Genomic DNA, 22940 nt, shown 5'->3' with positions numbered 1-22940 from the left:
TCAGTAGTGAGTTCAAGAGGAGGAGGCATGGCCCTTGAAAAGATTTGCTATTGTGCTCGCCGCTGGGCAGGGCAAACGTATGAAATCCAAACTATATAAAGTGCTGCATCCTGTTTGTGGCAAGCCGATGGTCGGACATGTGGTCCAAACGGTACAGCAGGTGAACTGCGAACGCAGTGTTGTGGTCGTTGGCCACGGCGCGGAAGCGGTTCGCACCTATCTGCAAGACGCAGCCGAGTATGTTCTGCAGGAGCAGCAGCTCGGAACGGGTCACGCCGTAAAGCAAGCCAAGGAACTGCTTGGCGGTGAAGAGGGATCCACGATCGTCATTTGCGGGGACACTCCGCTGGTGACGTCTGAGACGCTGGAGAATCTTCTGAAGCTTCATGAAAGCAGCAACGCGGCCGCCACGGTGCTCACCGCGCATATGGATAACCCGAAAGGCTACGGCCGGGTCATTCGAGGCGAGGATGGAAGCGCGCTTCGGATCGTCGAACAGAAAGATTGCAGTCCGGAAGAGGACGCCGTCACTGAAATTAATACCGGTACCTATTGCTTTGACAATAAAAAGCTATTTGCTGCACTGGATAACGTAACCAACCAGAATGCGCAGCAGGAATATTACTTGACCGATTGCATCGGCATCCTGAAACAAGCCGGCGAGACCGTGCTTGCTTATCAGACGGATGACTACGCCGAATCGATTGGCGTCAACGACCGTCTGGCGTTGTCGGAAGCCGAAGGCTTCATGAGAGAGCGCATCAACCGCTCGCACATGTTGAACGGTGTTACCATCATTGACCCGGCTTCTACGTATATCGGAGCCGACGTTCAGATTGGTTCGGATACCGTGCTTTATCCCGGTACCGTTCTGAAAGGGAACACGGTAATCGGCGAAGACTGCGTCATCGGGCCGGACACCGACATCGAGGACTCCGTTATCGCGGATGGTGCCAGCGTCAAACATTCGGTGCTCAGCAGCGCTGAAGTCGGCTCCCGAACCTCGGTAGGGCCTTTTGCTTATCTCCGTCCGGGGGCAAAACTCGGAGCTGACGTGAAGGTGGGCGACTTCGTCGAAGTGAAGAACGCGACGATTGACGACGGCTCTAAGGTATCCCATCTCAGTTATGTTGGCGATGCCAAAGTCGGCAAAAACGTCAATATCGGCTGCGGTGCGATTACAGTCAACTATGATGGTTATAATAAGTCCATTACCGAGATTGAAGATGATGCATTTATCGGCAGCAACGTGAATTTGATTGCACCGGTGAAGGTGGGCAAGGGCGCATTCGTTGTTGCAGGCTCGACCATTACGCATTCCGTCTCGGACAATGATCTGGCCATCGCCAGACAGCGTCAGGAGAACAAGCCAGGGTACGCAGAGAAGATCCGGGCACGCGCCATCGCCAAGAAGAACAAGAAATCGTAATTATCCCTGCTTCTCTTTTCCAAGATAAGAAGCGGTGATCGGATAGCCTAATTCAACGAACCAGCACGGAGGGTTTTTATTCTATGACTTATCTTGATTCTAAATTAAAAATATTCACGTGTAATTCCAATCCTAAACTTGCCCATCAAATCGCTGATTACATCGGCATTCCGATGGGAGAGTCGCATACAACCAGCTTCAGTGACGGCGAGATTCAAGTTAAGCTCTCCGAGAGCGTACGGGGTTGTCATGTCTATATTGTGCAGTCCACTTGCTTGCCGGTGAATGATAACCTGATGGAGCTGCTGGTTATGGTGGATGCGCTCAAGCGGGCATCCGCGAAGAGCATCAACGTGGTTATTCCGTATTACGGATATGCCCGTCAAGACCGTAAAGCGCGTTCGCGGGATCCGATCACCGCTAAGCTGGTTGCCAACCTGATCGAAAAGGCAGGGGCTCATCGCGTCATTACGATGGACCTGCATGCGATGCAGATTCAAGGATTTTTCGATATTCCGGTGGATCATTTGCTTGGCGTGCCGATCCTTGCCCAATATTTCCGTTCGAAGCAGATCGAGAACCCGGTCGTTGTATCTCCGGATCACGGCGGCGTGGTTCGCGCGAGAAAGCTTGCTGATTTCCTGAATGCCCCGCTGGCGATTATCGATAAACGCCGGCCGGAGCCGAATGTCAGTGAAGTCATGAACATTATCGGGAATATCGAAGGCAAGACCGCCATTCTGATCGATGACATCATCGATACCGCCGGAACGATTGTGCTGGGTGCCAATGCGTTGATGGAAGGCGGCGTGAAGGAAGTCTATGCGTGCTGTACGCATCCGGTTCTCTCGGGCCCTGCCCATGAGCGTCTGGAAAACTCCCCGCTGAAGGAAGTTGTCGTAACGGATACCATTCCGATCACCAATCCGAACCCTAGCAGCAAACTGACGGTACTGTCGGTTGCTCCGCTGATGGGTGAAGCCATCATCCGGGTTCACGAGGAATTGTCGATCAGCAAGTTGTTTGAAATAGAATAATAAACCGTGTAAAAGGCAGGGTTACATCTCCTCATGAGGGAAATGTAGCCCTTGTCGGCTATGACGGCATTACGGCCCTTGTCAGATGCAGATGGACAGCCACCAAGAAAACGTTTTCAAAATCATGACCTGCCAATATCAGGGCGACGTCCATCCCCTGTCAGTATCCGGGCCTGGAGATGAAAGTGAACGTACTCCGGTTGTACAGCGTTCCCTCAAGCTCGACAAAATAGGCGTCGACCGCAGTGATCAGACCCACGTCGATGTGACAACCGAGTTCATAGACCTGAACAGGGATGCCATGCTTCATATGGTATTGAAAATGGCTGTGATGCGTTAATTTCTGTTCGAAAGCTTTCAATGCCGATTCACCTTCTTATGAGGGCATAACGCCAATAGGTTTTGTTCATATTGTACTCAGAAATGCGCAAAGAAGAAAGTATAAATCGTGAAAGGAATCAACCTGTGATGAAATGGATTGTCGGACTGGGCAACCCCGGTCCCAATTATGAGAAGACACGCCACAATGTTGGATTCATGGCATTGGATGCCCTCGCAGAGCGCCATGGCCTGAAGTTCAATCAGAATAAATGCAAATCGGTCATCGCCGAAGGAATGATTGGCGGCACCAAAACCGTCCTGATCAAACCGATGACGTTCATGAATCTCTCGGGCGAGGCTGTGCGTGCTTATATGGATTATTATAAGGTGAGCCTGGAAGACATGATTGTGGTTTATGATGATTTGGATACCGTCGTCGGTAAAATCCGCCTGCGGTATCAGGGCAGCGCCGGAGGACATAACGGCATCAAGTCCATCATTCAGCATACCGGGACCCAGAGCTTCAACCGGGTCCGAATGGGCATTTCGAGACCCGAGCCGGGTTATGCGATTGTCGACTACGTGCTCGGGACGTTCCCGAAGAAGGAGCGCGAACAGCTGCAGCACATGGTGGAAGAGACCTGTGACGCACTGGAATTCAGTTTGGGTCATACCTTTGAGCAGACTATGGCGAAGTTTAACAAGTCGTAGAAGAGCAACATAGATGAGGAACATAGATGAAGTATCCCGGTAAGATGACTCCGAGGCATTCGATAATGGGGACATCCGGGTCTTAAACAAGGGAAATCCGGACATACTGAAGGTAATATACGACCTTCAGGAGGCATATGATGGCGATAACCTATGTTTGCAGACATTGTCGAGCGTTCCAGGGCCGCATCGATTCCCATGATGTATCCGAAGCCCGTCTCGGATTTGATTCCTTGACCCCTGAGGAACGCAGGGATATAATAGCGTATGATTTTAACGGAGAAGTGATGGTTCGGGTAACCTGCGATCATTGCAGGGAAGCGCTCGAGGCCCATCCGGAACTCAGCCTTTTGGCAAACCCCCTGCAATGAGAGTATAATGGGGTACACGACGTTTTTTCGTAGATGACATACAGCGGCAGAGCCTGCCGCTGCTTTAGCCTTGGCAGTTTTGCTCAAGGCTTCTTTTCGGTTATAATTTTTCGGCAATCGTCTAAAATTCCATGAGAAATAGAGTCTAGGAAATTCATTTCTTTTGCATAAGAGAGGTGCCCCTTTTGTTACAAGCACTTATTGATGTATTTTCGAAGGATTCGGACTTCAAATCCATAACGTCTGGCGTTCATGCCGGCATGAGGGAGCAATTGATCTCCGGTCTTTCCGGGTCGTCCAGGCAGATCTTAATGGCTGCCCTGCACCAGGACCAGCAGCGCCCGCTGCTCGTGGTCACTCATAATATGTTTTCAGCCCAGAAAATCGCAGATGATTTACAGGAAGCGCTGTCATCGGATCAAGTGCTGTTATACCCTGCGAATGAACTGGTGGCGGCGGAGTCGGCCGTTTCAAGCCCCGAGACTCTGGCGCAGCGGATCGATGTGCTCGTCCGTTGTGCAAGAGGCTTCCGGGGTATTGTCGTTGCGCCATTTTCCGGCGTGCGCCGCCTTCTCCCCGCTCCCGAGGTGATGTCCGATGCCCGAATCGTGCTTCACGACGGCGGGACCCTCGTGTTGGACGCCTTCCTCAACCGGATGATCGAGATGGGGTACGAACGCGTGGAACGGGTAGAGCGCCGCGGCGAGATGAGCGTCCGCGGGGGGATCATCGACTTCTACCCGATGACAACGGCCATGGCGTACCGTGTCGAGCTGTTTGATGAGGATATCGACTCGATCCGAACCTTTGATCCGACGGATCAGCGCTCTATCGATAAGGTCCGGGAGGTCATGATCACACCGTGCAAGGAAATCATTGCGGATGCGGAGCGGCTCAGTCGCACGGCGGATACGGTGGTCCGCCTGCTGGAGGCGCAGCTTGAACGCATGAGCGACCGTCAGGCCAAGCTCCGCCTGCGGGATGAAATACACCGGGAAGTCGAAATGCTGCGCGAGCGGATCTACTTCCCTGAAATCTATAAATATATCTCCTTGTTGTATCCGGAGAAGACCAATTTGTACGATTACATGCCGAAGGATACGATTCTGATCATGGATGAGCCTGCCCGTCTGCTGGAAACAGCCAAGCAGTTGGAGCGGGATGAAGCGGAATGGAATTTGCATCTGATGCAAAACGGCAAATCGCTGCCGGATCTGCCGTTGTCCCTGGATACGGAGGAGCTGATTTATCAGCATCCTTACCAGAGTCTGATGATCTCCATCTTCCTGCGCCAGGTGCCGAGAATGCAGCCGCAGAATATCGTCAATGTCATTACGCGCGGCATGCAGGATTTCCATGGCCAGATGAACGTGCTCAAGGCCGAGATGGAACGCTGGAAGAAGTCAGGCGTCCAGGTCATGATGCTTGCCGGCGATGCGGAGCGGATGGACCGGATGCGGCGGGTTCTGCAGGACTACGGCATCGAAGAACCGGTTATGCTGGAAGGCCATCTCCAGAACGGCTTCGAGATGCCCTCGGTTCACGCGGCCATTATTACGGAGAGCGAGATGTTCTCCTCAAAGCAGCGAAAAACACGCAAAACCACGAAGAATATGGACAACGCCGAGCGCATCAAGAGTTATACGGAGCTCAAGGTCGGCGATTATGTAGTGCATCAAAACCACGGCATCGGGAAATATATGGGGATCGGGACGCTCGAAATCAACGGAATCCATAAGGACTACATGCATATTCTCTATGCTGGGGGCGATAAGCTATCCGTTCCGATCGAACAGATCGATCTCATCCAGAAATATGTAGGTTCCGAGGATAAGGAGCCGAAGGTTTACAAGCTGGGCGGAAATGAATGGACGCGGGTCAAGAACAAGGTTCGTTCCTCCGTTCAGGATATCGCCGACGATCTGATCAAGCTGTATGCCGAGCGTCAGTCTGCGCCGGGGTACGGATTTGAGAAGGATACGTCCGAACAGCAGGAATTCGAGGACATGTTCCCTTATGATGAAACCCCCGATCAGCTTCGGGCCATTACCGAAATCAAAAAAGACATGGAGCAGAACCGGCCGATGGACCGGCTCTTATGCGGTGACGTCGGTTACGGGAAAACGGAAGTGGCGGTTCGCGCTGCATTCAAGGCGGCGATCGAAGGCAAGCAGGTTGCGGTACTGGTACCGACCACAATTTTGGCCCAGCAGCATTACGAGACGTTCCGGGAGCGCTTCGCCAATTACCCGATCAATATCCAGGTGTTGAGCCGTTTCCGCAGCCGGAAGGAACAGAATGAGACGATCAAAAAAGTGAAGCAGGGCTCGGTCGATATTCTGATCGGCACACACCGACTCCTGTCTCAGGATATTGTGTTCAAGGACCTGGGGCTGCTGATCGTGGATGAGGAGCAGCGCTTTGGCGTTACGCATAAGGAAAAATTGAAAAAGCTGAAGACCAATGTCGACGTGCTGACGCTGACGGCAACGCCGATTCCGCGCACGCTGCATATGTCGATGCTCGGCGTTCGGGACTTGTCCGTGATCGAGACGCCGCCGGAGAACCGTTTTCCGGTGCAGACGTATGTCGTGGAGCATAGCCAGACCTTGGTGCGGGAAGCCATTGAACGGGAGCTGGCCCGAGGTGGCCAGGTATACTATCTCTACAATCGGGTTCAAGGGATCCAAGAGATGGCAGCCCAGATATCGATGCTGGTGCCGGAGGCCCGCGTAGGCGTAGGGCATGGCCAAATGTCGGAAACGGAGCTGGAGAAGACCATTCTCGATTTCCTGGACGGCGAATACGACGTATTGGTGAGCACAAGCATTATCGAGACGGGTGTCGACATTCCGAATGTCAACACGCTTATCGTGCACGACGCCGACAAAATGGGCCTCTCCCAGCTGTACCAGCTGCGTGGGCGCGTCGGACGTTCCAACCGGATCGCGTATGCCTATTTCACGTACCAGCGGGATAAGGTGCTGACCGAAGTAGCCGAGAAGCGGCTGCAGTCGATTAAAGAGTTTACGGAGCTGGGCTCCGGATTCAAGATTGCGATGCGGGACTTGTCGATCCGCGGAGCGGGCAACTTGCTCGGGGCGGAGCAGCATGGCTTCATCGCTTCGGTCGGGTTTGACCTGTATTCACAGATGCTGGCAGAGGAGATTCAGAAACGCAAAGTCAGCATGCTGGGCGAGCCGTCATTGCCGTCGAAGGACTGGAACACGTCCATCGATTTGGGGATTGACGCTTACCTGCCGTCCGATTACATCTATGACAGCATTCAGAAGATCGAAATTTATAAAAAAGTGGCCGTCGTTTCCTCGATCGACGAATCGGCTGAGCTTGAGGACGAGCTGCTTGACCGCTTTGGCGAGCTGCCGCTGGCGGTAAGCAACCTGCTTGCCGTATCCCGTTTGAAGGTATATGGCCGTACGTACGGGATCGATTCCATTACCCAGCGCGGGGACGACGTTCTCCTGCAGTTTTATGAAGGGCAGGATAAAGCGGTGGACACCGCAGGGCTTGCGCAAATTGGAAATCAGTTCGAAAGACGTGTACAATTTGAACAAGGGCCGGCGATGGCCATTCGAATCAAAGGCAAGGGACTATCCGATCAACAACTGTTAGAATTGCTTGAGCAATTCCTGGAGGCTGCACAAGGGCCATTCAACCTGAAGGGAGAACTACAAAATGCCGTCAAGAAATAATAAGGCATGGAAGACGTTTATTGTATCGATCACAGCTGTACTATCCATGTCGATGATCGCTGCGTGCGGAAACGACAAGACTAAAGGTGCCGAAGAAGATAACAGCAAAGTCATTGTCAAATATAAGGGTGGAGAAATTACCGAGAAGGAATTTGACCTGGAACAGCGCATGATTCAGTTCATGTCCCCGGAATATGCCCAATTTTTGCAAATGGATGAATTTAAGGAGTATTTGGCGAAACAGGGAGTAGCGTATGAATACCTGTACGCCAAAGCTGACGATAAAGCCAAGGAAGCTGCCGAGAAGCAAACGGATGATTTGTTAAAGCAGCAAAAAGCCGGAATGGGCGAGGAACAGTTTAAATCCGCCCTGGAATCCCAAAAATTGACGGAGGACGACCTGAAGAATTATATGCTTCGCGTCATGACCGTCATGGAGCATGAGAAGAATCAGGTAACCGAAGAGGATATCAAGAAGGAATTCGATGCGAACAAGAAGGACTATACCAACATTAGCGTTCGTCATGTCCTGATTGCTTTTCAAGATGCCGAAGGCAAGGAGAGACCGGAGGGCGAGGCGCTCAAAATTGCCAAGGAAGTACAGTCCAAGCTGAATAAAGGGGAGGATTTTGCTGCTTTGGCGAAGGAATATTCCCAGGACCCGGGCTCCAAGGACAGCGGAGGCCTGTATGAGAACAAGCCGGCAGGCAGCTGGGTGCCTCAATTTAAGGAAAAGGCCCTAACGCTGGAACTGAACAAAATCAGCGATCCGGTAGAAACCGATTACGGCTACCATGTCATGAAAGTGGAGAAGCGCGAGGAAGTGACGTATGACAAGCTTCCAGCCGATCAGAAGGAAGGCATTCGTAGCGAACTGGCTTCGGCGAAGATCGACAACTTTATGCAGAATGAACTCAACAACCTGATTGAGAGCATGAACCTTCCGAAGAGCGAGAATGCGGACAAGCCTGCCGAAGGCACGGGCGACCAGAAGACGGACGGCACGACCGACAAACCGGCAGAGGGCGACCAAACACCGGATGCAGGCAAGGAAGATACGGGTAAATAAACCCGTGGCCCGGCATCGGCACAAGGATATTGTGCTGCGAGTGATGCCAAATCGACGGCCAGCGTGATGATGAAATGGCGTGATCCTTTGAATCCATAACGTGCGATGCGCGCGTTATGGATTTTTTCTCCCCCCGGGCGGTGAAGTCGCTCCTGACGAGATTTATTTTTGGATTTCGCAACCAACAGAGGGTAGATGATGTATAAGGAATTGGGAATGGATGAATACTATGGTCAGACATTAACTCTTATATACCTGGGGACATCCTCTTCCCGAATGGAACAGTAGTTGAAAAATCTTCTTATGAAAGTGGGGCAACAAGTGACATGAAAGCTACTGGTATCGTCCGCCGTATTGATGACCTCGGGCGCGTGGTCATTCCAAAAGAAATTAGACGCACACTGCGGATTCGCGAAGGCGACCCGCTCGAAATCTTCGTGGACCGGGATGGCGAAGTCATTCTGAAGAAATATTCACCGATCGGTGAATTGGGCGATTTTGCGAAGGAATATGCAGAGTCCCTTTATGAGAGTACAGGCCACATCACGATCATATCGGACCGTGATACGTTTATCGCCGTTGCAGGCGGCTCCAAGAAGGAGTATTTGGACAAGCCGATCGGCAACCTTCTGGAAAACTGCATGGAAAATCGCAAGACGGTACTGGAAAGCAACAACGGTACGTATGAGATCAGCAAAGACAATCCGGAAGCGTTGTCCGCTTTTGTCGCCGCGCCTATCATTGCAGGAGGAGACCCGATTGGCAGCGTCGTGCTGCTGAACAAGGACGAATCCGTGAACATGGGCGAGATGGAAGTGAAAATGGCTGAAACTGCCGCAGGTTTCCTCGGCAAGCAAATGGAACAGTAGACGAGGACATCGTTCCTTGGATGGAGACTCCCGCTGAACGTTGATCACAGGGTCAATCGGCAGCCGGGAGTTTTTGTTTGTCCGGTCGATTTTTGTGCCACTCTCCCACCCTTGGTTATAATGGAGGTACGCATGGCAGCGTCTGCATGAGGATCGGCTTGCGATGCGAAAGAAGAGACTAGGGGATTGGAAGAGGATATGAAACCAGATCAAACCGGGGCAAGGCTGCTGCAGGGAGCGTTTATCCTCAGCGCAGCCGCCATTCTGTCCAAGCTGATTGGCACGCTGCAAAAAATACCGCTGCAAAACATGGGCGGCGATGCCGTCTTTGGCATCTACAACACGGTTTATCCGTTCTATATGATGATCATTACGATCGCGGCGATCGGCTTTCCCGCGGCCGTATCCAAGTATGTGGCAGAGTATGAGGCGGAAGGGCGCACTCGGGACGGTCATCGGCTGCTGCGCTTGTCCTCCGCCGCGCTGGTGCTGTTCGGTCTGGTTCTCGGTTTCCTGATGTACGCCTGCGCTCCGTGGATCGGGAAGTGGATCGGCAGCAGCCAGGTAATACCGGCTCTCCGCGCAGGAGCTTTGGCGCTGGCCTTCGTGCCCTGGATGTCGGTTCTGCGCGGTTACTTTCAGGGGCTGCATAATATGGTGCCGACGGCCATCTCCCAGATTACGGAGCAGATGGTCCGCGTCGGGGTCATGATCGTGCTGCTGCTCTACCTGATCCGTGTCGGCGCCGATGCCGACGTGATTGCGGCGGGGGCGCTGCTTGGATCTGCTGCCGGCGGTGCCGCCGGGCTTTTGGTGATGGGGATCTACTGGCGCAAGCATATCCGGGCATCTCGGAGCGCTTCGCGGGGAACAGCAAGGCACGAATTCGGAGAGTCCGGTATGAACAAAACGGAGATGCGTGCCGATGTAACTAAAGAGGGAGCAGGTGTTCTGCTTGGCCGCCTGCTCGCTTATGGCATCCCGGTCTGCCTTAGTCTGCTGGCGGTTCCGCTGATCGGACTGGTGGACACCTTCACCGTGCCCCGGCTATTGGCGTCCGGCGGACTTGGCGAATCGCTGGCCATGGCGGAGTTTGGGGTCTATAACCGCGGCCTGCCGCTGGTCCAGCTGGTTACGATGCTGGCCGCTTCCTTGTCGGTGCTGTTCATCCCTGCGTTGGCGGAAGCCAAGTTCAAGGGAGAATCGGACCGGGTCGCAAGCCAAAGCCGCATGGCCCTTCGCTGGTTCTGGCTGATCGGCATGACTGCCTCCGTAGGCCTGGCTGTGCTCGCTGAGCCGATCAATATCATGCTGTATGAGGATGCCGCAGGTACGGGCACGATGCAGGTGATTGCCTTTACAGCGGCCGGGGGGACGCTGAGCACGATTACGGCAGCGCTGCTCCAGGGCATCGGCATGGTCAAGGGGCCGGCGATTCACCTGCTGGCTGCGGCAGGTCTGAAACTGCTGCTCAACCTGCTGCTGGTGCCGCAGTTCGGCATTACCGGCGCGGCCATCGCCGGCGTGGCAGCGCATCTGACCGCCGCCGCGCTCAACCTCGCGCTGCTCTCGCGAAGGGCCGGCGCCCGTCTTGACGCCGGCGGGATGCTCGCGAGGACGCTGCCGGTCCTCGCTGCGGTGGCGCTGGCCGCATGGGGCGCAGGTGCCGCGTCCGGCGGCCTTCTGGGGGCGGCCGGCGTAGCTCCGGGTCGCCTGACCCACGCGGTCGCGAGCCTGAGCGGCGTCGCGGCCGGCTGCGGCGCCTTCCTCATCGGCGCCGCGCTCACGAAGCTCCTCACCGAGGAGGAGCTTCGGATGCTGCCGAAGGTCGGAAGACCGCTGGCAGCCTTCTTGCGGGCCCTGCGCGTGCTGCGCTGAACCGGGCAGACGTGCAGATGTTTGATCTTCTGTGATATAGTAGTGTACGATAACGACGTCGACAAAGGCGGACGAAGACGAAAGGAAGTAGCTTATGAGTGCATCCATTACGGTGGTCGGCTTGGGTTCTGGCAATCCGGATCGATTGACGATAGGCATCATCAAAACCATGCAGCGGGCATCGAAGGTGTATGTGCGCACATTATCCCATCCCGTCATGGCTGCGTTGAAAGAGTTCCAGGTACAGCCGGAATCGTTTGACCATGTGTATGAAGCGCACGACACCTTTCCCGAGGTGTACGAATCCATTGCGGCCGCTCTAATCAACTTGGCCAAAGCCGCGAAGGACGACGAGCGCGAGATCGTCTACGCGGTACCCGGGCATCCGATGGTAGCGGAGGCAACGGTCCGGCTATTGCGCGAGCGCTGCCCCGGAGAGAATGTGACGCTTACGGTGCTCGGCGGCGAGAGCTTTCTGGACGAGGCCTTCGTCCGCCTTGGTTTCGATCCCATTGAGGGCTTCCAGCTGCTCGATGCCGCTGAGCTTCGGGCAAGCGTCATCCAGCCGCAGCTGCATACCCTGATCGGCCAGGTGTATGACATGTTTACGGCTTCGGAAGTGAAACTGGCGCTGATGGAGCTGTATCCGGACGATTATCCGGTCATTGTCGGCCATGCGCTGGGCGTTGAGGGCGAGGAAGCGATCCAGCAAGTGCCGCTCTACGAGCTCGATCGCATCGACGGCTACGGCAATTTGTCGCTGATCTATGTACCCCGAAGCGATGACAGTAATCTAAGGCAGCGGACGTTTGCGAGGCTTCATGAGATCGTTGGCATTCTCCGCAGTCCCGAAGGCTGTCCGTGGGACCGTGAGCAGACCCACGAATCCATCCGCAAAAATCTGATCGAAGAAACCTACGAGGTATTGGAGACGATTGACGAGGATGACCCCGAGCATATGCAGGAGGAACTCGGCGACCTGCTCCTGCAGATTATGCTGCATTCCCAGATGGAAGAAGAGCTGGGCACCTTCACGGTGTACGACGTCATTCAAGCCCTGAATGACAAGCTGATCTTCCGTCACCCGCATGTTTTTGGCGAGAGCAGCGCCAAAGACGCGGAATCCGCCCTGCAGAACTGGGAGCAGATGAAGGCGGAAGAGAAACGGCGCAAGGGGCTCTCCCCGGAGAAGGCTTCGGCGCTGGACGGCATCCCGCGGGACCTTCCCGCCTTGATGAAGGCGTACAAGCTCCAGAAGAAGGCGTCCAAGGTGGGCTTCGATTGGGATAACATCGACGGCGTATTCCAGAAGATTGAGGAAGAGCTCGGTGAACTGCGACAAGCGGTGACGGAGGGTCAATCCGACGAGGAAACGGCGCTCGAGCTCGGTGACCTGTTGTTCGCGGTTTCCAATGCGGCAAGATTCATCGGCGCGGATCCGGAAGAGGCGCTTTCGAGAACGAACCGGAAGTTTATCCGTCGCTTCAGCTACATAGAGGAGCAGCTTGCCGCCCAGGGCAAAACCCTGCAGGAAAGCACCTTGGACGAGATGGAAGCCCTGTGGCAGTCCGCCAAAACGGGATCGGCGCATCACGGCGGTATCGAAGAGTGAAAAAACGCATCTTTTCACGTAAAAAATAAAAAAATAGGGATATGCGGCAGGAATTCCGCAAGGCATCCAGAATAATCATTAATGGTGAAATCTTGCAGAGTGCAAGGCGGTATAACCGAATAACCGTAAATCTTATATTTTTCTGATAATTGGGAGGATTTAATTCATGAACAAAACAGATCTGATCAACAACATTTCCGGTAAAAGTGGATTGACTAAAAAAGACGTAGAGAACGTCCTGAACGGCTTCCTTGGCGAAATCACGGAAGCTTTGGCTAATGGCGATAAAGTTCAATTGATCGGCTTCGGTACATTCGAAACTCGCAAGCGCGCTGGACGCACAGGCCGCAACCCGCAAACAGGCAACACGATCGAAATTCCAGAATCCAACGTTCCTGCGTTCAAGGCAGGCAACAAGCTTAAAGAAGCTGTAAAATAATGCGCGTCGATAAATTCCTGAAAGTATCGAGGTTAATCAAGCGGCGTACCGTAGCGAAAGATGTATCGGATCAAGGCCGGGTGCTGATCAACGGCCGCGAGGCCAAGCCGAGCAGCACGGTTAAAGTGGGCGATGAGATCACCGTCCAGTTTGGCCAGAAGCTGGTGACCGTCCGGGTCGAGCGTCTTACCGAGACAACCCGTAAAGATGAGGCGACCAGCCTCTATACCTTGGTCAAGGAAGAACCGATCGTTAAAGATCGCGGATTGGACTGGTAAACAGCCCGAGCCGTTCCATGAAACGTCCCTCTCACCATAAGGTGGGGGGGACGTTTCTGTTTTCATCCTGGCGTGTATATATGTACGGGAGATCCGGGCTCCCGTTCGTTTATGTAGCATCCCGGCTGCTTTCCGATCTTTCATGAAGGTGTGCGCCGCTTCCGGTTCTAAAGACAGGCACCTCCCCATAAGCTATTGTTAAAAGGAGGGGTACATGCCATGATCGACCAAGGGAAGGGCAAGTTTCATGATCTGCGGATGCAGAACCGGAAGCTGCTGGACATTACGGGTGTCCAAAACGTGGAGAGCTTTGACAGCGAAGAATTCCTGCTTCAGACCGAGCTTGGGCATCTGACCATTCGGGGGCAAAATTTACATATTAAAAATCTCAGCCTGGAAGAGGGGCTTTTGTCGATTGAAGGTCAGGTGCACTCCCTGATATATTTGAATCCCGGTTCGCAGACCAAGAACAAGAGTCTGCTGGGCAAGCTGTTTAAATGAATCCCAGCGTACAATGGATCACGCTGCTCTGGATGCTCTTCTCCGGAGCAGCGATGGGAGTCGCCTTCGACAGCTACCGGGTGCTGGCAGGGCAGCTCCGTTTCCCGCAATGGTCCAAGCATGCCCTGGACTTCCTTTACTGGATTGCGGCAGCCTTCTTCATTTTTCGCATGTTATACATGACCAATGACGGGCAGCTACGCTTTTATGTGTTTGTGGGGCTATTTATAGGGGTTTGGATCTATTTTTTATTATGGAGTGTCATAACCCAGCGTTTTGTGGTAATGTTAATTCAAGTGACAAAAGGCTTGCTGTCCTTTTTGTACAAGCTGTTCCGTATGCTATTATGGAATCCGATCAAAGGAATCCTGATGCTGGGCTTAGGGCTGTTAAGGTTTCTATGGAAGTTTCTCCTGTCGCTGTTGCGTTTAATCCTTAAATGCCTCATGCCTTTTTGGCGACTCCTGAAATGGACGCTGAGACCGATCACGTCCAGGGTCAGGCTGCCGGCATGGAGCAGGCAATTAGCGGACAAGGTTATCAAGGCGTGGAAGCGCTGGTTTTAGGAGGTATGGTCATGGGAAGATTTGCTGATCCATCGAAGCAGGCTCCCCAACAAACCAAGACAAAGAACAAAGGCGCCCGCCGGCGTAAGAGAATGTTTGTGGCGATGATGGCGCTGTTTTTGATCTGGGCAGGATCAACGCTCTGGTCCCAGAATGACCGCATCCGTAATCAGAACGAAGCGCTAGCTCAGAAGCAAGAGGATTATAAGTCCGTTGAACAGTCGCTCATCCAGATTACTCACGAAGTGGAGCGATTGAAGGACCCAGAATATATCGGGCAGATTGCCCGCAAGAAGTTCGGATTGTATCTGCCGAATGAAACGCCGATCATTCAGCCCCAAAATTCGGGCGAATCGCCGTAATTAGGCATGACAGACGTCTGTTGACCTTGTTTAGGTCATTATCGTATAATCAAATCACCGCAGCGCGATTTCTAAATCGGACTGTATATTTTTAAGGGAGGATCATTTTATTCTATGGCAATTGAAGTGGGCACCAAGTTAGAGGGCAAGGTGACAGGCATAACGCATTTTGGAGCATTTGTGGATCTGTCAGGAGGTGTCACGGGTCTCGTTCACATCTCGGAAATCGCCGACAACTACGTTAAGGATGTCAACGATCATTTGAAGATCAACGATGTCGTTACCGTGAAGGTGATTAATGTCGACAAGGACGGCAAGATCGGTCTTTCGATCAAGCAGGCTGTCGACAAGCCGGCTTCCGAAAGTCGTCCACCCCGCGCACCGAGACCGGAACGCAGTGGAGGCGGCGGAGAACGATTCGGAGGTGGCGGTGGAGGAGGATTCAACCGCGAACGCGGTGGACGCCCGTTTAAGCCTGCGGCCAACAAGCCTTCATTTGAGGATAAAATGTCACGCTTCCTGAAAGACAGTGAAGAACGAATCTCTTCGCTCAAGAAGAATACGGAAGGCAAACGCGGCGGACGCGGAGCCAAACGTATGTAATTCGATAAAATATAAACTGACCGCAGAGGGAAATTGCCTTCTGCGGTTTTTTTGTCGTTGCATCCAAGGGTACGACAGGTTCCTACGCATTTTACGGCGCCAATCTGCGGAATGAACGCAGGGTGGCCGCCTCAATTCGGGAAATGGTCCGCCCGAACGCCCCAGGCTAGACCTGCGGAAACCCGGCTGGGCGCGGGGGATGAGCGGTCGTTTCCCGAACGTTCGCAGGGCACGTTGATTTTGTCGGAAATTTCTTTGGGGCTTGTCCGGTGTTCTGACAAACTTTCCGAAACGGGGGTTTTATAATGGGACCAACAAATTCGTGAAGAATGGGGTGCCAGCGTAATGGATAAAAGAAATCTGGTGATGTTTCCGGGTACTGAGGCAGTTAAAGGGGAAGCGGGTTCCATTCGTGCCCGCGTGGCGGAACGGTTAGGGCAGCTGCCTTTCCTGCAGCGTCCCATCCACTTCCTGGCCGCAAAGAAGTGGATGATCCTGCTAACCTTCATGGGTTTTCTGCTCGGACGAGCTATGATTCTGGGGGAACTTTCTCCATTTGCCGTCGCCTATTTCGCAGTCATCGCCTTTATGCGACGCGATGTTTTGCTGCCGGTAGGCGCAGCGATCGTTGCAGGAAGTTTATTTGCTTCCTTTCCGGTGGCATGGATGGTGCCGGCAGAGATTTTGATCTTTTATTTTATGATGCGGGGATTGGAGACGTATGATCGGGCGGAATTGTCTTATGCACCTTTGATGGTATTTGTCTCCACCTTCTTTGTGAACCTGTTCAGCGTCCTCATCGGACCAAGCATTACCTGGTACTCCATGATGATGCTCACCTTGAATGCCGTACTCAGTTTCGTATTGACGCTGGTCTTTATCCAGGCGATTCCGGTGCTGACGCTTCGTAAAAAAACGCATGTTCTTCGTAATGAAGAAATTCTATGCATCATCATTCTGCTGGCGTCGGTCATGACAGGTGCCGTCGGCTGGACCGTTCAATCCCTGTCGGTGGAGCATGTCTTATCCCGGTATCTGATTCTGCTGTTTGCGTTGGTAGGGGGTGCGCCGCTGGGCGCCTCGGTTGGCGTAGTGACGGGCCTGATCCTCAGTTTGGCCAATATATCGGCCTTCTCGCAGATGAGCCTGCTCGCCTTTTCCGGGATGCTCGCCGGTATGCTGAAGGAAGGGAAGAAGGGCGGCGTTTCGCTGGGCATGCTGCTCGGGGCAACCATTCTTTCCATCTATTTCAGCAATCCCGGAGAAGTCATGATCTCCACATGGGAAACCTGCGCGGCCATCGTGCTGTTCCTCATTACACCGAAAAGCGTGATGCAGGCCATCGGCAGATATGTGCCGGGGACGCAGGATCATACCCGTTCTCAGCATGAGTATGCCAAGCGGGTCCGGGACCTCACAGCCGATCGCGTGACCCAATTCTCCAAGGTGTTCCGCCAGCTCTCGCAAAGTTTCGGACAAACGTCAGGGGTCATACAGCCTCCAGGCAAACAGGCGGAGGAGATGAATCATTTCATGAATGCCGTGGCGGAGGGAAGCTGCGCCACCTGCTATAAACGGAATCAGTGCTGGGACATGAAATTCTACCAGACTTATAAATATATGACCGATATGATGACCTCGATCGAGGAGAATCCCGAGATGGAAGCAGACGATCTGCCGCCGGAGTGGAGCCGGATCTGCGCCAAGAAGGAGGAGGTGCTCGGCATCCTGAAGCAGCAGTATCATCTTTACCAACATGATATGCAGTGGAAACGCCAAATATACGATAGCCGCCATCTGGTAGCGGAACAATTATCCGGCGTGTCGCAGGTCATGGAGGATTTGGCTCGGGAGATTAAACGGGAAAGCCAGACGATGCACATTCAGGAGGAGCAGATCAGGGAAGCGCTGCAGCAGTTGGGGTTATCGATTCAAGGCATCGATATTATTAGCCTGGATTCGGGTCAGGTCGAGATTGAGATCGTCCATGCGTATACCCGCGGATATGACGAATGCAGGAAGATTATCGGACCGCTGCTGTCCGACATTCTCGGGGAGCATATCGCCGTGATGGAAGAAACCCTGACCCATCCAAGGGACGGATTGGCGACGGTGCGTTTCGGTTCGGCCAAAACATTTGAAATTATGACGGGCGTAGCGGCAGCGGCCAAGGGAGGAGATATTTTATCAGGGGATAGTTTCAGCACGGTTGAGCTGGGCAACGGCACGTTTGCGGTAGCGCTCAGCGATGGAATGGGGAACGGGGAAAGGGCAAGGCTCGAGAGCAGCTCGGCCCTGAATATATTAGAGCAGCTGCTACAATCCGGCATGGATGAGAAGCTGGCGATTAAATCGGTCAACTCGATCCTGATGCTGCGCTCGCCGGATGAAATCTATGCTACCGTCGATATGGCTCTCATCGATCAATACACGGCTCAGACCACTTTTATGAAGATCGGCTCGACGCCAAGCTTTATCAAAAGGGGCAATGATGTCATACCGGTCTCGGCCAGCAATCTTCCCATCGGCATTATCCAGGATATCGAGGTGGATTTGGTATCCCTGCAGCTGCAGGCGGGCGATGTTCTCATTATGATGACGGACGGCATTTATGATGCGCCGGGTTACGCGGTGAACAAGGAGTTATGGATGAAACGAATGATCCAGGAAGTGAACAGTGAAGACCCGCAGGAAATAGCCGATTGTCTGCTTGAGAAGGTGATCCGCTATCAACAGAATCAAATCCATGATGATATGACGGTGGTGGTCGGGCGCGTGGATCACTTCCATCCGGAATGGTCGAATGTGCATGTTCCGGGATTCGCCCGCATGGAGCGGCCTCGAACGGTTAGCTGAGGATTTACAATATAACAAAGCGATTACCCGGGAAATGGAGGCCCGGAGCCGATCAATTCTTTTCCGTCTATTCTTCCTGATTGTCGTTTGAACTCTCTTGAATGTGGAAATGATAGAGATAGAAATCCAATCGATAGGATGGATCAGACGGGAGGCAATTTGATTATGAAACAAATCTTGCTGATTACAGACGGGTGTTCGAATGTCGGTGCCAGTCCGGTTCTGGCCGCGGCGCATGCGCTGCAGGATGGTATTGTCGTCAACGTGGTGGGGGTCCTTGATTACGGGACGATCGGTGAACTTGGGGGATTGGAAATACAGGAGATAGCCAAAGCGGGAGGAGGCATACACCGGATCGTAGGTACGCCGCAGCTTGCGCAGACGATGCAGATGATGACTCGGAAAACGGTGGTTCAGACGATCCAACAAGCGGTAAATAAGGAGATACAGCATATTTTGGGAGGCGGAACGCTGGAGGAACTTCCGCCGGACAAGCGTTCGCAAGTCGTCGAAGTGGTGGATGAGCTGGCCGAGACGTCATCCCTTCAGGTTGCGCTGTTAATTGATGCAAGTGCAAGCATGAAGCCTAAGCTGGCAGCCGTTGAGGAAGCGATACGCGACCTGATGCTGAGCTTGAAAGCGCGCGCAGGCTCAAGCGAATTGTCGGTATTCCACTTTCCCGGAAAACATAGCGGCGAGGATATCGTCATGGACGTGGATTGGACCTCGGATCTTGACGGTGCCCGCGGCATGTTCAGCAGGCTGCAGATGAAGGGGGCGACGCCGACAGGACCTGCCTTGTTAAAGGTGATTGAATTTTACCGATATGGTACACTAGAAGGTAATCAATCATGGCAGGGTCGTTCCAGCCAAGAGGAAGGGATGCTCGGTGACTACGTTGTCTAACCCGGGTTATCCGCCAGGAACCGTAATTAAGGGCAAATGGCGGAACAGCCGGTACATCGTGGAACGTATGCTCGGTAAAGGGGCTAACGGCAAGGTGTATCTGGTCCACCGGGCAGGAGTGCGCGAGCGTTATGCTTTAAAAGTAGGCTATGACGCTCTGGATCTACAATCCGAAATTAATGTGCTGAATGCGCTCAAAGAACAAATGACGGACCCTTACCTCGTGGAGGCGGACGATCATCATGACGGCAGCGGCGAAGTGTCCTTCTATGTCATGCGTTACATCGAGGGGAGCCCGCTGCATCATTTTATTCGCAAACGCGGCACCGAGTGGGTCGGCCTGATCGGGCTGAAGCTGCTTGAGAAGCTGTCCGTTCTGCATGCATCCGGTTATGCGTTCGGAGATTTGAAGCCGAATAATGTGATGGTTTCGGCCTACGGAAGGGTGGAACTGATCGATTACGGCGGCGTCAGCTCCTTCGGGCGCAGCGTAAAGCAGTTTACGGAATGGTACGACCGGGGATACTGGAATGCCGGGAGCCGGACCGGCGACGTATCCTATGATTTGTTCTCGTTTGCCGTGATGTGCATCGGCCTGCTGGATGAGAAATCGCTTAAGGAGGCGTCTTGTCAGCTTCCCCAAACCCGGAGCGTTGCCGACCTGCAGCTGGTGCTGCGAAGAAACCCCGTATTCAAGCCGTACGCCGTCTGGCTGAACAAGGCATTGTCGGGAGAATTCGCGGATTCACGGGAAGCGATGAACGAGTGGAGAAAACGGATATATGAAGGCTCGAGCCGAGGCGGGCGCCCCGTTCCGGGACGTACGCCGCGCTGGCTAAGGAACGCGTTTGGGTTGTCCTTGGTCATTATGGCCTGCGCCGTTTATTTCTTCTTCCGCTCATGAGTAGTTGCCTTGTTACTGGAAGTTCATAAAGGTGCGAGTTCAAAAAGGTCGGTTTTCAGCACCGAGAAGGTTATGCTCCCGATGTGCGTTTTTCAAAACGCTTCAGTTGAATGAAGCTAGGGACGTCAGGAATGGAACGTACGCTTTGGTACGTGAGCACCTGAAATGTTTCCGCAGGAAACATACTTCGAAAGCATCTGCTTAGGCCCGGCTGAATTCAAGATTCGATGCCGAGTGGCTTCCGGATTCACTTCGTGTTAGATATAGAATTTATGAGTTATCAGTGGAACTGGTGAAATTCTATATCGCAAGAAAACCTACCTATGCATCGCGGTCGCTCATCCTTGAAGTGGCCTCGATAGGGGTTTTCTTATCAAAAGCGGACTTTTTGAACAACCTCTAAAGGGGATCTGGAAGTGAAACAGGATTATTTACGAACATTCGTCCAACATATCGAGCGTACCGCCGCAGAGTTTGATTTGTGGTCGGAAGGCGACGGTATCGTGGTTGCCGTTTCCGGCGGACCGGATTCCGTTGCGCTTCTTCACGTTCTGCATGAAATCTCAAAGCACCGTACGCCGCTCCGATTGATCTGCGCTCATGTGCATCATGGTTTTCGAAAAGAGTCGGATCAGGAGGCGAAGATGGTGCGCGAGCTGGCGGAGTCGCTCGGACTTCCATTGGAAACGGCGTTCATCGATATTCCCGCTTATATGGAAGAGAGCGGCAAGGGTGGACAGGAGGCGGCAAGAGAGAAGCGTTACGAATTTCTGCTGCAAACGGCCCGGAAACACAATGCGCGCTCCGTGGCTCTGGCTCATCATGCCGACGATCAAGCCGAGACGGTATTCATGAGGCTACTGCGCGGAAGCGGTTTGTCGGGCCTGGGCGGCATCAAATTTAAGCGCACGGAAAAAAAAGTGGAACTTATCCGCCCGTTCCTTCGTATGTACAAGGCGGATATCGTGGAGCTCTGCCGCGTATGCGGATTCCAGTATGCGGTGGATCACAGCAATCTGCAGACGAAGTACCGCCGTAATGCGATTCGCCTGGAAGTATTTCCTTTTTTGGAGCGATACAACGGGCAGTTCTCCTCCTCACTCAATCAGCTGGCCGAAATTGTCCAGCAGGAGGATGATTTTGTGGAGCTTGAAGCTGCGAAGCAATTTCGGAGTTTGGTACAGGAGAACGATGGGAGGCTCGCTTTCGACGCGCCTTCCTTTTTGGGCTTACATGTCGCTTTACAACGGCGTTTGATTAAACTAATATTAAATTACCTGCCCTCAGATCAGGAAAACACCGATTTTGTCAAGATTGAAACGGTGCGCCACGGCATTCTTAACGATCAGCGAAGCAACTGGCGTCTGGATCTGGGTGACGGCATTACCTGTGTTCGTGAGTACGGAGTGATCCAGTTTTGGCCTAAACCTCCGGAAGAACAGGGACAGTACATATACATTCTTGATTCTCCTGATGCGTCAGAGCTTTATGTTAAGGAAATCGGAAAAATGCTGACATTGTCGTTAAAGACAGGAAGCGAAAGCCGGAGCGGCTCCAGACCATCGGCCTTTGTGGCGGATTTTGATGCGGATGAGCTGCAGTTTCCTTTAACCGTGCGCAACAGACAGCCGGGAGACAAGATGAAGATCATGGGATTAAACGGAAGCAAAAAGGTGAAAGATATTCTCATTGATGAGAAAATCCCGCCGTCTGTCCGTGCCCGGATTCCTATTCTTTGTGACGGTTCCGGCAGCATCGTATGGATTCCAGGTGTACGACGTTCCGTTCACGCCGCTTGCGGGCGGCACACATCGCGAGTTCTCCGAATGGAGCTGTCGGATGTTTAAGGCAAGTGTAAAACGAAGAATGGCCCGTTTCACGCTTTCATAGTATAAACGTAGGAGGTCCACTTAAGTTGCAGAATGACATTCAGGAAATACTCATCAGTGAAGAAGAGATTCGCGCAAAAATTAAGGAACTCGGTTCCAAGCTCAGCGCCGAATATGAGGGACGCAATCCGCTCGTTATTTGCGTTCTTAAAGGTGCGTTTATTTTTATGGCCGACTTGGTTAAATCCATATCAGTACCTCTAGAGTTGGATTTCATGGCTGTATCCAGCTATGGAGCATCAACCAAATCCTCTGGCGTGGTCAAGATCATTAAAGATCTGGACGCTTCCGTTGAAGGAAGGGATGTTCTGATTGTGGAGGATATTATCGACAGCGGTCTTACGCTCAGCCATTTGATTGAGCTTCTTAAGAGCCGCAAGGCAAACTCGGTGCGTGTTGTCACCCTGTTCGACAAGCCGGCACGCCGTACGGTGGATTTGCAGGCTGATTATACCGGATTCGTGCTGCCGGATGCTTTTGTTGTCGGATACGGGCTCGATTACGCCGAGCATTACCGGAACCTCCCCTACATCGGGATTCTGAAACCGGAAATCTACAGCAGTTAAACGGCGCCAATGGGCTGCTGCCACAGATCGGGGGCCTTTGTTGAGATGGCCAGACAGGCT

The 22940-nt window shown here is 53.1% G+C and carries 21 protein-coding genes; 20 read left to right on the top strand and 1 reads right to left on the bottom strand.

The annotated features are described in order from the left end of the window. Positions 1-34 precede the first annotated feature (34 nt). Together glmU and JNUCC32_RS24910 are read left to right on the top strand one after the other, a co-directional pair. Complete coding sequence (gene glmU / locus JNUCC32_RS24915; RefSeq protein WP_009591944.1) at positions 35-1429, top strand: bifunctional UDP-N-acetylglucosamine diphosphorylase/glucosamine-1-phosphate N-acetyltransferase GlmU; 1395 nt, start codon at positions 35-37, stop codon at positions 1427-1429. A gap of 83 nt (positions 1430-1512) precedes the next feature. Beyond that, the gene (locus JNUCC32_RS24910) at positions 1513-2466 is read left to right on the top strand and encodes a ribose-phosphate diphosphokinase (RefSeq protein ID WP_006207421.1); all 954 of its coding nucleotides are present in this window, start codon (positions 1513-1515) and stop codon (positions 2464-2466) included. 160 nt (positions 2467-2626) lie between these two features. On the opposite strand, the gene JNUCC32_RS24905 is transcribed toward JNUCC32_RS24910, so the two are convergent. Then, entirely contained in the window at positions 2627-2827 is a 201-nt protein-coding gene (locus JNUCC32_RS24905; protein ID WP_006207422.1) for a hypothetical protein, read from the bottom strand. Between the two features lie 107 nt (positions 2828-2934). Between JNUCC32_RS24905 and pth the strand changes: the two genes are divergently transcribed. From pth to hpt, 18 genes are all read left to right on the top strand, one after another. Continuing rightward, positions 2935-3498 carry an aminoacyl-tRNA hydrolase gene (gene pth, locus JNUCC32_RS24900; RefSeq protein ID WP_012818314.1) on the top strand — a complete coding sequence of 188 codons (564 nt, stop codon included), beginning with the start codon at positions 2935-2937 and terminating at the stop codon, positions 3496-3498. A 140-nt stretch (positions 3499-3638) separates the two neighbouring features. Continuing rightward, positions 3639-3869, top strand: a complete 231-nt coding sequence (locus tag JNUCC32_RS24895) for an anti-sigma-F factor Fin family protein (RefSeq protein ID WP_009591947.1) — start codon at positions 3639-3641, stop codon at positions 3867-3869. Between the two features lie 185 nt (positions 3870-4054). Further along, the gene (mfd, locus tag JNUCC32_RS24890) at positions 4055-7582 is read left to right on the top strand and encodes a transcription-repair coupling factor (protein WP_096777321.1); all 3528 of its coding nucleotides are present in this window, start codon (positions 4055-4057) and stop codon (positions 7580-7582) included. Further along, positions 7566-8651 (top strand): peptidylprolyl isomerase, encoded by a 1086-nt coding sequence (locus JNUCC32_RS24885; RefSeq protein WP_192570144.1) that lies wholly within the window; start codon positions 7566-7568, stop codon positions 8649-8651. Before mfd ends, JNUCC32_RS24885 begins: the two co-directional genes overlap by 17 nt. A 326-nt stretch (positions 8652-8977) precedes the next feature. Further along, a complete protein-coding gene (gene spoVT, locus JNUCC32_RS24880; protein WP_009591908.1) occupies positions 8978-9520 on the top strand; it encodes a stage V sporulation protein T in 543 nt (180 codons plus the stop codon). A gap of 198 nt (positions 9521-9718) precedes the next feature. After that, a complete protein-coding gene (locus JNUCC32_RS24875; RefSeq protein ID WP_192570143.1) occupies positions 9719-11398 on the top strand; it encodes a putative polysaccharide biosynthesis protein in 1680 nt (559 codons plus the stop codon). A 94-nt stretch (positions 11399-11492) separates the two neighbouring features. Further along, on the top strand, positions 11493-13010 hold the full coding sequence (gene mazG, locus JNUCC32_RS24870) for a bifunctional methyltransferase/pyrophosphohydrolase YabN (protein ID WP_192570142.1): 1518 nt from the start codon (positions 11493-11495) through the stop codon (positions 13008-13010). Between the two features lie 166 nt (positions 13011-13176). Next, positions 13177-13449 (top strand): HU family DNA-binding protein, encoded by a 273-nt coding sequence (locus JNUCC32_RS24865; protein ID WP_009591918.1) that lies wholly within the window; start codon positions 13177-13179, stop codon positions 13447-13449. Further along, the gene (locus JNUCC32_RS24860; protein ID WP_009591909.1) at positions 13449-13727 is read left to right on the top strand and encodes an RNA-binding S4 domain-containing protein; all 279 of its coding nucleotides are present in this window, start codon (positions 13449-13451) and stop codon (positions 13725-13727) included. Before JNUCC32_RS24865 ends, JNUCC32_RS24860 begins: the two co-directional genes overlap by 1 nt. Positions 13728-13946: 219 nt before the next feature. Then, complete coding sequence (yabP, locus tag JNUCC32_RS24855; protein ID WP_009591926.1) at positions 13947-14228, top strand: sporulation protein YabP; 282 nt, start codon at positions 13947-13949, stop codon at positions 14226-14228. Further along, positions 14225-14794: a spore cortex biosynthesis protein YabQ gene (yabQ, locus tag JNUCC32_RS24850; protein ID WP_192570141.1), complete on the top strand. Its 570-nt coding sequence runs from the start codon at positions 14225-14227 to the stop codon at positions 14792-14794. Before yabP ends, yabQ begins: the two co-directional genes overlap by 4 nt. 11 nt (positions 14795-14805) lie before the next feature. Continuing rightward, the gene (locus JNUCC32_RS24845) at positions 14806-15156 is read left to right on the top strand and encodes an FtsB family cell division protein (protein WP_009591911.1); all 351 of its coding nucleotides are present in this window, start codon (positions 14806-14808) and stop codon (positions 15154-15156) included. Between the two features lie 114 nt (positions 15157-15270). Further along, complete coding sequence (locus JNUCC32_RS24840; protein ID WP_009591896.1) at positions 15271-15759, top strand: S1 domain-containing RNA-binding protein; 489 nt, start codon at positions 15271-15273, stop codon at positions 15757-15759. 345 nt (positions 15760-16104) lie between these two features. Next, positions 16105-18615, top strand: coding sequence for a stage II sporulation protein E (gene spoIIE / locus JNUCC32_RS24835; RefSeq protein ID WP_192570140.1), 2511 nt, complete (start codon positions 16105-16107; stop codon positions 18613-18615). A gap of 165 nt (positions 18616-18780) precedes the next feature. Then, positions 18781-19521 carry a vWA domain-containing protein gene (locus JNUCC32_RS24830; RefSeq protein WP_009591933.1) on the top strand — a complete coding sequence of 247 codons (741 nt, stop codon included), beginning with the start codon at positions 18781-18783 and terminating at the stop codon, positions 19519-19521. Next, positions 19505-20425 (top strand): serine/threonine protein kinase, encoded by a 921-nt coding sequence (locus JNUCC32_RS24825; protein WP_192570139.1) that lies wholly within the window; start codon positions 19505-19507, stop codon positions 20423-20425. Before JNUCC32_RS24830 ends, JNUCC32_RS24825 begins: the two co-directional genes overlap by 17 nt. A gap of 416 nt (positions 20426-20841) precedes the next feature. Beyond that, complete coding sequence (tilS, locus tag JNUCC32_RS24820) at positions 20842-22272, top strand: tRNA lysidine(34) synthetase TilS (protein WP_192570138.1); 1431 nt, start codon at positions 20842-20844, stop codon at positions 22270-22272. 68 nt (positions 22273-22340) lie between these two features. Next, the gene (gene hpt / locus JNUCC32_RS24815) at positions 22341-22880 is read left to right on the top strand and encodes a hypoxanthine phosphoribosyltransferase (protein WP_012818323.1); all 540 of its coding nucleotides are present in this window, start codon (positions 22341-22343) and stop codon (positions 22878-22880) included. Positions 22881-22940 lie beyond the last annotated feature (60 nt).

The organism is Paenibacillus sp. JNUCC32, assembly GCF_014863545.1.
Lineage (GTDB): Bacteria > Bacillota > Bacilli > Paenibacillales > Paenibacillaceae > Paenibacillus_AQ > Paenibacillus_AQ lautus_A.
This window is presented reverse-complemented; position numbering and strand designations above follow the sequence as displayed.

Bases quoted from the DNA above. Each gene is read 5' to 3' on its own strand.
- JNUCC32_RS24910 (WP_006207421.1), top strand. From the start codon at position 1,513: ATGACTTATCTTGATTCTAAATTAAAAATATTCACGTGTAATTCCAAT.
- pth (WP_012818314.1), top strand. From the start codon at position 2,935: ATGAAATGGATTGTCGGACTGGGCAACCCCGGTCCCAATTATGAGAAG.
- JNUCC32_RS24895 (WP_009591947.1), top strand. From the start codon at position 3,639: ATGGCGATAACCTATGTTTGCAGACATTGTCGAGCGTTCCAGGGCCGC.
- JNUCC32_RS24885 (WP_192570144.1), top strand. From the start codon at position 7,566: ATGCCGTCAAGAAATAATAAGGCATGGAAGACGTTTATTGTATCGATC.
- spoVT (WP_009591908.1), top strand. From the start codon at position 8,978: ATGAAAGCTACTGGTATCGTCCGCCGTATTGATGACCTCGGGCGCGTG.
- JNUCC32_RS24875 (WP_192570143.1), top strand. From the start codon at position 9,719: ATGAAACCAGATCAAACCGGGGCAAGGCTGCTGCAGGGAGCGTTTATC.
- mazG (WP_192570142.1), top strand. From the start codon at position 11,493: ATGAGTGCATCCATTACGGTGGTCGGCTTGGGTTCTGGCAATCCGGAT.
- JNUCC32_RS24865 (WP_009591918.1), top strand. From the start codon at position 13,177: ATGAACAAAACAGATCTGATCAACAACATTTCCGGTAAAAGTGGATTG.
- JNUCC32_RS24860 (WP_009591909.1), top strand. From the start codon at position 13,449: ATGCGCGTCGATAAATTCCTGAAAGTATCGAGGTTAATCAAGCGGCGT.
- yabP (WP_009591926.1), top strand. From the start codon at position 13,947: ATGATCGACCAAGGGAAGGGCAAGTTTCATGATCTGCGGATGCAGAAC.
- yabQ (WP_192570141.1), top strand. From the start codon at position 14,225: ATGAATCCCAGCGTACAATGGATCACGCTGCTCTGGATGCTCTTCTCC.
- JNUCC32_RS24845 (WP_009591911.1), top strand. From the start codon at position 14,806: ATGGGAAGATTTGCTGATCCATCGAAGCAGGCTCCCCAACAAACCAAG.
- JNUCC32_RS24840 (WP_009591896.1), top strand. From the start codon at position 15,271: ATGGCAATTGAAGTGGGCACCAAGTTAGAGGGCAAGGTGACAGGCATA.
- spoIIE (WP_192570140.1), top strand. From the start codon at position 16,105: ATGGATAAAAGAAATCTGGTGATGTTTCCGGGTACTGAGGCAGTTAAA.
- JNUCC32_RS24830 (WP_009591933.1), top strand. From the start codon at position 18,781: ATGAAACAAATCTTGCTGATTACAGACGGGTGTTCGAATGTCGGTGCC.